At 70.4% G+C, this 10,910-nt stretch carries 8 protein-coding genes and 2 pseudogenes; 6 read left to right on the top strand and 4 right to left on the bottom strand.

The annotated features are described in order from the left end of the window. Positions 1-205: 205 nt before the first annotated feature. Together AC3EUV_RS27250 and AC3EUV_RS27245 are read left to right on the top strand one after the other, a co-directional pair. Positions 206-1,561 (top strand): hypothetical protein, encoded by a 1,356-nt coding sequence (locus tag AC3EUV_RS27250; protein ID WP_435604108.1) that lies wholly within the window; start codon positions 206-208, stop codon positions 1,559-1,561. A 199-nt stretch (positions 1,562-1,760) separates the two neighbouring features. Further along, entirely contained in the window at positions 1,761-2,309 is a 549-nt protein-coding gene (locus AC3EUV_RS27245) for a type 1 glutamine amidotransferase domain-containing protein (protein WP_435604107.1), read from the top strand. 73 nt (positions 2,310-2,382) lie between these two features. Here AC3EUV_RS27245 and AC3EUV_RS27240 read toward each other — a convergent pair whose 3' ends face one another. Both AC3EUV_RS27240 and AC3EUV_RS27235 read right to left on the bottom strand, forming a co-directional pair. After that, complete coding sequence (locus AC3EUV_RS27240) at positions 2,383-2,634, bottom strand: DUF5133 domain-containing protein (protein ID WP_435604106.1); 252 nt, start codon at positions 2,632-2,634, stop codon at positions 2,383-2,385. Between the two features lie 104 nt (positions 2,635-2,738). Then, a complete protein-coding gene (locus AC3EUV_RS27235; RefSeq protein WP_435604105.1) occupies positions 2,739-2,909 on the bottom strand; it encodes a hydrophobic protein in 171 nt (56 codons plus the stop codon). A 236-nt stretch (positions 2,910-3,145) separates the two neighbouring features. Between AC3EUV_RS27235 and AC3EUV_RS27230 the strand changes: the two genes are divergently transcribed. Together AC3EUV_RS27230 and AC3EUV_RS27225 are read left to right on the top strand one after the other, a co-directional pair. Then, positions 3,146-3,442, top strand: a complete 297-nt coding sequence (locus tag AC3EUV_RS27230) for a sigma-70 domain-containing protein (RefSeq protein WP_432143669.1) — start codon at positions 3,146-3,148, stop codon at positions 3,440-3,442. Positions 3,443-3,537: 95 nt separating this feature from the next. Further along, positions 3,538-4,242 (top strand): DUF4232 domain-containing protein, encoded by a 705-nt coding sequence (locus AC3EUV_RS27225; RefSeq protein WP_432143668.1) that lies wholly within the window; start codon positions 3,538-3,540, stop codon positions 4,240-4,242. A gap of 140 nt (positions 4,243-4,382) precedes the next feature. Here the strand turns inward: AC3EUV_RS27225 and AC3EUV_RS27220 are convergent. Both AC3EUV_RS27220 and AC3EUV_RS27215 read right to left on the bottom strand, forming a co-directional pair. Further along, a pseudogene (locus AC3EUV_RS27220) lies at positions 4,383-6,004 on the bottom strand (ATP-binding SpoIIE family protein phosphatase); the annotation flags it as partial. 395 nt (positions 6,005-6,399) lie between these two features. Then, entirely contained in the window at positions 6,400-9,180 is a 2,781-nt protein-coding gene (locus AC3EUV_RS27215) for an AAA family ATPase (RefSeq protein WP_435604104.1), read from the bottom strand. A 311-nt stretch (positions 9,181-9,491) separates the two neighbouring features. Here AC3EUV_RS27215 and AC3EUV_RS27210 point away from each other — a divergent pair. Both AC3EUV_RS27210 and AC3EUV_RS27205 read left to right on the top strand, forming a co-directional pair. Further along, positions 9,492-9,677, top strand: a pseudogene (locus AC3EUV_RS27210) (Pvc16 family protein); the annotation flags it as partial. A gap of 222 nt (positions 9,678-9,899) precedes the next feature. Then, positions 9,900-10,868: a GlxA family transcriptional regulator gene (locus tag AC3EUV_RS27205; RefSeq protein WP_432143708.1), complete on the top strand. Its 969-nt coding sequence runs from the start codon at positions 9,900-9,902 to the stop codon at positions 10,866-10,868. The last annotated feature ends 42 nt before the right edge of the window (positions 10,869-10,910 follow it).

Here is a 10,910-nt window from a genome sequence, read left to right as displayed (position 1 = left end):
CTGACGGGCGCTCGGTAGGTGCCTGACGGGCGCTCGGCCGGTGTGTGACCGGCGGACGGCCGGTGCGTGACCGGCGGCGTCTGACTGGCGTCTGACCGGCGGCGGGCGCCGCATCCGCCGGCCGACCGGTACCTCTCTCCCGCCCTGCGGGTGCCTCCCGGGACAAGGGAGGCACCCGCAGGGCACTCGTGATCGGAACACCACTGTGCACACCCTCAGCCACGCCTGTCCCAAGGCGGCCCGCCTCCTCCTCGTCGGCATACTCACGACGCTGGCGCTGCTCGGTCTAGCGGGCACGGCGGACGCACACCCCTTTGGCGCGCCTCCCGCTGCCCGGGTAAAGGCCCACGGCACGACGGCCGAGGTCATCTGGTCGGCCGCGAAGGACGATCTGGCCGTACTCCGCAAGGAAGCCCACGCTGCCGACGAGTCCGAAGCGCGATACCTCGGTACGCACATCCGGCTGAGCCAGGCCGGCCGGCCCTGTCCGCTGCGCCACGCAGATACGGCGCACCTCGTCAAAGACGGCGCCCGCCTCCGCTACCTCTGCCCCCGACCGGTGACCACGCTCGCCGTGACCATCACCGCACTCAACGACGTCGACCCGAAATACCGCACCATCTCGGTCACACCGTCGGGCAGCGGCGGTCTGCACACGGCCGAAGAGCCGACCCATACGCTGACGCTGGCCCCGTCCGGCAGTGGCAGCAGCGGCAGCAGCGGCACCTCGGGTGCGGCGGCCGGGCCGCAGGGGCCGTTCAGCGTCTGGACGACAGACCTCTCCGGACTGCTCGCACACCGCGTCGTACTGCCCCTGGCACTCCTCGTCGCGGCGGCCGTGGGAGCCTTCCACGCCTGCGCCCCCGGACACGGGAAAACCCTCGCAGCCGGCTTCCTCGTAGGCGGCCGGGGGAGGGCCCGGGACGCGGTCTGGCTGGGCGTCATCGTCGCCGTGATGCACACCGCATCCGTCGCCGCACTCGCCGTCGCATGGTGGCTCGCCGCCGACAACGCCCCGGACATCGCAGAACTGACCGGCTGGCTACAACTGATAGCCGCCCTGGTCGTGCTCGCGGTCGGTCTCGCGCTGCTACGACGCCATCTGAGCCATCGAAGTCATACGCAGGGCCACGGCCACGGCCACGACACTCATGCGCACGGACATGGGCATCACCATGGGCGCGGCCACAGCCACTCCCATTCCCACCCCTCCCTCCCCGGCACCTCCCTCCTCACCTGGCGCGGCATCGCACTCCTCGGCACGTCCGGCGGACTGCTCCCCTCTCCCTCAGCGTTCCTCGTCCTCCTCAGCGGGCTGCTCACGGGCCGGGTGGGCGCCGCGGCGCTGATGGTGGCGGCGTTCGGACTCGGAATGGCCGTGACCCTGACCGGCGTCGGCCTCGTCGTGCTCCGGGGACGCGACGCGCTACTGACCCGCGCCACCAACTCACCAAAACTGCGCGCGTGGACCCTACGAGCCCCCGTCATCGGCGCCTCGGCCGTTGTACTCGGCGGCGGCCTGGCCTCCGCACTCGCCCTCACCCGCGTCCTGGCTCCGTAGGGCGCGTATCGCCTTCGTCTCGTCCGGGGCGCATCCGGAGTGATTGCGACGGGGCGGGCATGAGTGTCCCCGGCTGCCGGGAACCCGTCTTGGCGTCAGCTCGGTTCTCGCCACGTCTCCGCTGACGGCCGGCGAGCACGCATGTTCAGCACCGCAGAGATACGCATGCTCTGCACCGGAGAGAAGGGAACGACACCTCATGCAGATTGCTTTCCTGGTAGCGCCCGAAGGTGTGGAGCAGGCCGAACTGACCGAGCCGTGGCAGGCGGTTCTCGACTCCGGGGACATTCCCCATCTGGTCTCCACCCGCTCGGGCCGGATCCAGGCATTCCACCATCTGGACAAGGCCGACACCTTCCCGGTGGACCACACCGTGGACACGGTCGACGTGGCGGATTACGGCGGTCTGGTCCTCCCCGGCGGCGTCGCCAACCCCGATGCGCTGCGGATGCACGAGGGGGCGGTCGCCTTCGTCAAGCGCTTCTTCGACCGGGGTAGGCCGGTGGCGGCCATCTGCCACGCCCCGTGGACGCTGGTCGAGGCTGACGTCGTACGCGGGCGCGCCCTCACCTCGTGGCCGAGTCTTCGGACCGATATCCGCAACGCCGGGGGCACGTGGGTGGATGAGCAGGTCCAGGTCTGTACGGCAGGCAACAACACGCTGATCACCAGCCGGAAGCCGGCCGACCTGAAGGCTTTCTGCGCCTCGTTCGTCTCCGAGTTCGCGCGGGCAGGAAGGACGGCCTGAGATGTGCGGCCCGGTGGGCGGGGCGCCAGGTGGTAATCCGCGCCGCGCTGCCTTCCGTCTCTTCCGTGATCCTTCAGCTCGCGAGCTGGAGGGACGCCGGGAGGGGCCGGCCGTGGGCCGCCTCCGCCAGGTCCGCGTCGAGCTGCCCAGCCGCGAAGGCCAGAGCCGCTTCGACGGTCCGGGTGCCGGTGGAGACGCAGAGCGTGTAGGAGAGGTCCGCCAATTGCCACCGGGTCTCGAAGGAACTCCGCTTCGATTCTCGGGCACGGATTTCCTGATACTGCTTCACAAGGTCCCGCAGTATCACCGGATGGGGCTTCAGCACGGTACGTCCTCTCATGGGAATTCGACACGGAGGTGCCGCTCACCGCCGATAATTGATTCAACACCACGTCTCATTCAGCATTTCAGGCAGGGTGTTTTCTGCCGTCACCAGCGGTACCAGCGGCCTCGCTTGCCGCTGGGGCCTGCCGAACGCAGCACGAATCCCAGCAGCCATGCGGCGAGCACGATCACCGCCACGACCCACAGTGCCCTGAGTGCGAATCCGGCACCGAAAAGGATCAGGGCGAGAAGAAGAACGAGAAGCAGGGGAACCATAGTTATCGACCTCCGACCACCGTGTGCCCTCACGCCCTTCCGTCACGCCCTTGCATTCATGTTTTTCTGCCACCTGCGACGCACGCACTCCGCCACCACGTCGATCCCTAAAGGGGCGGGCCAGGCTTCAATCGGCCCCTGAAGGGGCGGGGCCAGGTTCCATCGGCGTGCATACCTCACTGGGGTGCGGGTACCGGACCTCGCGACCGGGGAAGACACAGGGAGGGAGCGCACCTATGCGTTCCGGCCTTGCGGCATCCGCAGTCCACGCTCAGGATTCCGCTGCCGCACTACGCGTCGACCTCGCCCGGGCCAACGAGAAGCTCTCCGGCCGGCTCGGACGGGACCCGAAGATCAGTGAACTCGCGGCCGAATTGGGCATCAGCGAGGACGAGGTCGTCGAAGGACAGGTGGCCGCCAACGGCTACAACGCTTCCTCCTACGCGGTCACCGCCGGAAATCCTCCACGTGCAAGGACGGGACGCCCCAACACCTCTGCCTGGCCGGCCTGTTCGGGTGTTACCCGCGCGTAGGGCCGGCAGCGGCGTACGTGAGAATGGGGACAACCGATGGGGGCCAACGGGCGTCCGGCCTGGTCTCTCTGTCTTGCATGCATCAAGGAGTATTTGTGAACCGCACCTACACCGCCCGCATCCGACGTGTCGCGCTCACCGCCGCTGCCGGTGCCGTGCTCGCGGCGACTGTCACCGCGTGCGGTGCGGCCGACGGCAGCGAGTCGGCCTCGGGCGGCGACTCCGCGGCGTCCGCCGAGGCCAGCGCCGAGGCGTCGGGCGGTGCGTCCCGGGAGAGCTCCGACAGCGGCAAGGCGGCCGGTTCGTCTTCTGACGGGGGCGCTTCGGGCAAGGACGGTGCGTCCTCGTCGGGCGGAGAGTCGGCTCCGGGCGGCGGCAAGAAGGGCTACGGGCAGGCCTGCGGGGCCAACGACTTGAAGTTCTCGGCGCGTTCCGAGACTCAGGCCGGTGGTTACATCCTGCTGTCCGCCCGCGCCAAGCCCGGCATCACCTGCACGATTCCCAGCGGGCTGCCCTCGGTCTCCTTCGGTTCCAAGGGCATCGAGGCGAGCAGCGCCGAGCAGTCGGTCGGCCCGGCGGTCAAGCTCAGCGGCTCCACGACCGCCTACGCGGGGATCAACCCCAAGACCACCAACACCGACGGCGGCGTCGAGTTCACATCCCTCATCGCGGCCATCGGCAATTCCGACCCGGACCCGGCGAGCGTCTCCACCGGCTCCGTCACGGTCGACAAGCCCATCGTCACCAACTGGCACACCAACCCCGCCGACGCGGTCCCCGGCGACGGCACGGACAACTGAAGTCCTTTTCGACGGACTGTTCACGTTCCCCGCGAACACTGTGCGGCCCCGACCCGGATGACCGGGTCGGGTGACCGGGGCGGGGCCCGGCCGTCGGTCTGTCACACGACCCATCGGGCCGGCCCTGTTCGTGCAGGAGGTCAGGCCGCCCGATACTGAGCGTCGGTCACCGGAAGGTGTTCCTCCGCCCAGACGATCTTGCCGTCGGCCGTGTAGCGGGTACCCCAATGGCGGGCCAGCTGGGCCACGAGGAAGAGGCCGCGGCCGCCCTCGTCGGTGGTCCGTGCGTGGCGCATGCGTGGTGAGCTGCTGCTGGCGTCGGAGACTTCGCAGATGAGCGTGTCCTGCCGGATCAGGCGCAGCCGGATGTGTCCGTTGCCGTAGCGGATGGCGTTGGTGACGAGCTCGCTGACGATCAGCTCGAAGGTGAAGATCAGGCTGTCCAGTCCCCAGGCGGTGAGGCGGTCGGCGGTCAGGGAGCGGGCGTCCGTGACCACCGACGGGTCGGAGGCCAGCTCCCAGGTGGCCACTTGGCCCTCGTTGAGGGCGTGGGTGCGGGCAAGGAGCAGTGCGACGTCGTCGTCGGGATGGCCGGAGAGCGCGGCGTCGAGGACGGTTCCGCAGAGTTCGTCGAGCTGCGCCTCGGGGGAGGCCAGGGCGGTACGGAGCCGGGCCAGGCCCAGGTCCATGTCCTGGTCGCGGGTTTCCACCAGGCCGTCGGTGTACAGGGCGAGGACGCTGCCGTCGGCGATCTCGAATTCGGCGGATTCGAAGGGCAGGGCACCCAGGCCGAGCGGCGGCCCGGCGGGCAGGTCGGGAAAGGTCACCGAGCCGTCCGGGGTGATGACCGCGGCAGGCGGGTGGCCGGCGCGGCACATGGTGCACTTATGCGTGGCCGGGTCATAGACGGCGTACAGACAGGTAGCGCCGAGCGCGGCGGGGGTCAGTGACGGGTCGGCGGTCTGCTCCTCGTCGATCAGGCGCAGTACCTGGTCGTCCAGGTGGGCCAGCAACTCGTCCGGGGGGAGGCCGATGTCCGCCAGGGTGCGAACGGTGGTGCGAAGCCGTCCCATGGTTGCTACGGCGTCGATCCCGTGGCCCACGACGTCTCCGACGACCATGGCCACCCGGGCCCCGGACAGGGGAATCACGTCGAACCAGTCGCCGCCCGCACCATCGGAGGCATGGGCGGGCAAGTAGCGCCAGGCGACGTCGAGAGTGCTGCCGCCGGTGAGGCTGCGCGGGAGCAGGCTGCGCTGTAGAGCCCGCGCGGTGCTGTGCTGCTGGTTGACGCACCCGGCATGGCTGCCAGGGTCTGCGCGGTGTGCATGACGTCCAAGGTGCTGCCGGTCTGTGCTCCGACCTCGTTCAGCAGAGCGAGCCGCTCCCGGGCCCGCCAGCGATCGGTGACGTCGAGGACCATGAGGGACACGCCCAGCACCCGGTCCGCGGCATCGTGGAGCCGGAAGATGGACAGCGAAAAGGCGTGCGGCCGATGTGGGTGTGCTTTCGTGCCGCCTCGCAGGAGGTGATCGACCAGGGGCTGCCCGCTCTCGAGCACCTCTCGCGTACGTGACTCGATCCCGTCGACATCCAGCCTGAGATCCAGCAGGGGCAGCGCGTCCCGCAGGCGCTTGCCCAAGCGCTGATCACGGGGAAGGCCGCCAAGGCGCTCCAAAGCCTCGTTGACCCAGACAAAGCGCAGCTCTCGGTCCAGCACGGCCATACCTGCCGGCGACAGCGCGAGGATGCGCTCCAGCAGCGGCGCATTCGCATGCCACCACTCGCCGCTCGGCCCCGGGCTGCGGCCGGCTGCACCTGCGCTGTCGGAGGTATCCATGGGCACTACATCGTCGTCTGTGAGAGGCAGTGCCTGACGTGTCCGGCCCGTGGGCTTTCAGATCGTGCCAGTCACTGATTCACGCACTGATTCACGCACTGATTCACGCACTGATTCAAGGATCGCACCGGGCGCCTTGGCGCGGTGGCTCGGCCACTTCTTGCCGACCGTCACGCTCGGTTACAGTGCCTACTGTGCGATGTCGCCCGGGTTGCACCTGCGGGGGATTGGCCATTGATTGCAAGGCGGAATAGCCGTGGAGCCTGGGAAATGCCGATGGAGGTCTCCGCTGCTCGTGAGGCAACGCCCGACTCGCCCTACCTGTCCCGCCCGCGGACCAGAGCCCCGCACGCCACGTCGCCCCCGGTCAGGGCCGTGCTCAGGGCGCTGCGTCGATGGATGCCCAACTTGCGGTAGCTGTGCGTCAGATGGGTCTCCACGGTGCGGCGGGCCAGATGCAGCAGATCCGCGATCTCCGCATTGGTGCGTCCCCCCGCGGCCAGTTCGGCGATGCGGCGCTCGCTGTCGGTGAGCGAGGCGGCACCGGTCCGCGTCGCCGGACGTCGCGCGCCGCCCGCCCGCAGCGCCTTCTCCGCCAGGTCCCGCAGCCGTATCGCCCCCAGGCGTTCGGCGAGCCCGGCCGCCTCCCGCAGAACGTCGCGGGCGCGGGACGACTCGCCCGACGCGGTCAGCAGACGGCCCAGGGCCAGCAGCGCCGTCACGAGCTCCGGTCCTGCCGGGCCGCCACGCAGCAGCCCTACCGCCTCCTGAGTCAGTTCCAGACCCCGGTGCCCGCCGGTCGCGGTGCCGAGGACCCGCAGTGCCCGGCCCACCGTGCGGGGCGTGTTCCACACCCGGGCCAGGCGCAGCTCCTCCTCGGCCAGGGCGAGCGCCTCCCGTGTCACGCCCAGGGCCAGATGGCACTCGGCGGCGGCCGTGCGCCACGGGGTGACGACCGGGCTGAACATCTCCCGGGCCGACTGGCGGCGCCCGCACTCCAGGAAGTCGTGCAGGGCTCCCGGCAGGTCACCCTTCGCGGCACGCAGCTCCCCGCGCGCGTACAGGAAGCGGTTCAGCTCCCAGGAATCCGGCGCCGTCCGCAAGTCGAAGGAGTCGGCCAGGCGTTCGGCCTCGGCGGCGCGGCCCGTCTCCACGAGTGCCGTCAGCGCGTGGGCATGGGCGTTGGTCGGGGCCGTGGCGGCGGGCGGCGGGTCGGCCAGGAGGCGCGTGTAGTCGGCCCGTGCCGCGATGATGTCCAAACGGGTGTGGAGCAGCGCCTCGTGCATGGGGTGCAGGACGTCGGGGCGCTGCCCGGTCAGACCGCGCTCCACCAGCCGTTCGGCCTCGTCGAGTTCGTCGGCCCACTGAGCGACCGTGGCGGCCGTCCCCAGCAGATACGGCTCGGACAGCGGGTCGGCCGGTTCCGCCAGCAGAGCGCGCAGGCGCAGCATCGCCTCCCTCGCCGAGCTCAGACCCGCCATGACCGCGTATTTCACCAGGAACGCGTGACCTGCCGAGCTGATCGACTCCGGCGAGCGCTCGGCCATCTCGGCCAGCCGCTTGTACGCCTCCTGCCGCACCATCTGGTCCTTGTCGGACAGTTGCAAAAACGCCTGCCGCAGGATGCTCACCAGGTCGGGACGGTCGGCGAGCGCGTCGAACAGCGAACGCAGCACCTCGACCCCCGCGTGGGTCCTGCCACGGCCGGTCAGCGCCGTCCCCAGGGCCACCGCGGCGCGCACCCGTTCCTGCGGCGACCCCGGCAGCCGCAGCGCCTCGGTGAGCCTCAGGATCGCGGCCGAGGAACCGGGCACCGCGTACTCCAGCGAGCCCAGTTCGGTCAGCAGGCGTTGTCTGCCCTCATCGGAGAGGGGTTCGTCCAGAGCGCGGCGCAGGAAAGCCACCGCGTCCTCGATGCGCCCCTCACGCAACGCCAGTGCAGCGGCGTCCTGAAGCACCGGCAGTGCCCAGGGCGCGTCCACCACGTCGGTGAGCAGCAGTTGACGGGCGACCAGCTCGTTGGCGACACCGTGGTGCAGCATCGCCTCGGCGGTCGTCCGGTGCGTGGCGTGCCGCCGGGCCGCGGGCACGCCGGTGAGCACCGCGTCCCGCAGCAGCGGATGGGCGTAGCGGGCGCGGCCCGTGCCGTCGGGGCGCAGCAGTCCGAGGCCGGTCATGGCAGTGATCCAGCCCGCGACCCGGGCCGGGTCGGCGCCGGAGAGTTCGGCGAGGAGTGCGGGGAGGTGAAGGTCGGGGAACCCCGCGCTGGGGGCGGGTCCGTGGTCCCAGCCCTCGTCCAGGATCGCCAGCGCCCGCGCCACCTCCGCGGTAGCCGGCCCGGCGCAGTCCAGCCACCACCGCACGGTCGCCGCGAACGCTCCCGGGTACAGCGCCGCCGAGGTGTCCGGCACGGCCGGGTGACTGCCGTCGGAGAGGTCGTCCAGCAGGGCGCGCAGCAGCAGGGGGTTGCCCGCGCCGGCCCGTACGCAGTCCCCGATCCAGGAGTCGTCGGCGTCCGGGAAGGCCGAACGGATCGCCGTCACCGCCGAGTTGTCGGTCAGCCGGGTCAGGGTGTGGGTGGTGACCAGGGCGGGGGAGAGGCTGTGGGCGAGGCCCGGTGCGGGCGGGTCGATGTCGTACTGGCTGCGCTCGGTGACCGCCAGGACGATCGGCAGCCGGTCGATGAGCCGGGCGGACTCCACCAGCCAGCGGCGGGACGCCGGGTCGGCCAGGTGCACATCGTCCACGGTGATCAGCAGCGGCGACTGTTCGGCGTGCGAGCGCAGCACCCGTCGCAGTCCGGCGCCGGTCGCCCGTTCATCGCTGTCCCATGCCCCGTCGGCCAGCTCGGGTACGAGGCAGAAGAGTTGAAGGACTGCGGCGAACGGGATCGCGGACTCGCTGGCGGAACAGCGAGCGCGCAGCACCTGCATTCCGTGGGCGGCGGCGTCCTCGGCGGCGGCCTCCAGGACCGTGGTGCGGCCCGTGCCGGTGGCACCGCGCAGCAGGACCAGACGACCGGTGCCCGCACGAGCGCGCTCGGTCGCGGTGGCCAGCAGTCGTGTCGCTTCCCGTAGTGCACATGCCGGTCGGGACATCTCTGCCTCCTTGTGTGGACGTGAGCGTCCTCCCTCACGAGGACGGAGTGCGCCGGACATCGGTGACCTGACCCACACCGTGAGAAGAACCACCACGGTTGCGTACCTGTGCGACGGAACCGGGATGCCGCTTCCGCCATCACGCACCCACTGTCGTGGTTCCGGCCGGCCGATCTCGTGGTCCGTGTCGTGGTGCTCCACGATTGCGCCGGCCACGAGCGTCACATGAAGGTGAACAGCCTTCGCCCGCGTCTGACTGCACAGAAGTGGCGGGGTCGCAGACAGGAGAATGGGTGCTCAACTCAATCCGGATGACACACGCGGGTACGGCAGACGGCATCGCCGGGCCGTCGGCTCGGGTTCCCGTGGCGGTGCTGCACACCCGCGTGGTGAAACAGCGTCAGCCAAGGCGCTGGTTAGGGCTGTCGTACCTTGTGACGGCGTGGACGAAGCGTCCCGAGGGCGAACACCGACTCATCTGTGTGGTGTTGGCCTGTCTGATGCTCGAAGAGGTGCCTCTCGGCACCGAACTACTGGGCCCTCGCGGCGCCCTGGGCCCCCCGCTCCTGCCCGAGCCCGGCGCCTGCCCCCAAGTGCCGTACTCACCCCGCCGCTTAGAGCTGTGCGAACCGAAGGCTAAACCTGGCGCCAAGCCATTGGCGGAGATCGTCATGTTTGTGTCCTTGCTGCCAAATGCCCCGGCGGGCCATGATGATCAGGTGACACAACGGCGCGTTGTCTTCCTTGTCTATCCGCGGTTTCAGGTGCTGGACCTGGCCGGACCGCACGAGGTGTTCGCGCAGACGGAACGGTGGGTGCCCGAGGGGGAGGGCTATGCCGTGGAGATCGTCGCGGGCCGGGCCGGAGCGGTGCGGGCGTGTCACGGGATCGACATTGCGGCCGGCAGTGGCGTTCAGCAGTGTGAGGGGCCACTGGACACGCTGGTGGTCGTCGGTGGACCGGGCGACCGGGAGGCGGTGGACGATGAAGAGCTTGTCGGCTGGGTCAGGGCGGCGGCCGGCCGGGCCCGGCGGGTCGCTTCCGTGTGTACGGGCGCGTTCCTGCTCGCGCGGGCCGGGCTGCTCGACGGACGGCGCGCGGTGACGCACTGGGCGGCCTGCGAGCGGCTGGCCCACCAGCACCCCGACGTCACGGTCACCCCGGACCAGATCTTCGTACACGACGGGGAGGTGTGGACCTCCGCCGGCATCACGGCGGGGATGGACCTGGCGCTCGCCATGGTCGAGGAGGACCACGGGCCCGAGGTCTCCCGGGCCGTCGCGCGGATGCTGGTGATGTTCGTCCAGCGCCCGGGCGGCCAAGCACAGTTCAGCACCCAGCTCGCCGCGCAGCGGCCCACGCGTAAGCCGCTGCGGGACGTGCAGGCATGGGTCACCGACCACCTCGCCGACGACCTGACCGTCCGGGTGCTCGCCGAACGGGCCGGTATGAGTGAGCGCAACTTCACCCGGGTCTTCCGCGCCGAGACCGGACTCACCCCGGCCGCCTACGTGGAGACCGTCCGCATCGAGGCTGCCCGGGGTCTGCTGGAGACGACGGACACCACCATCGACGCGATCGCCCGGGCCTGCGGCTTCGGCTTCGCCGAGACCCTGCACCGCCGCTTCAAACGCACCCTGGGCGTCACGCCGGGCCAGTACCGCCACCACTTTTCCAGGGCAGGGTGACGGAGCGCCCGGGCCTGGCCGTCGCGGTGAGAAGCCCGATTG

The organism is Streptomyces sp. bgisy130, from assembly GCF_057708345.1.
The sequence above is the reverse complement of the archived record's forward strand: the minus strand, read 5'-3'. Positions and strand labels throughout refer to the sequence as shown.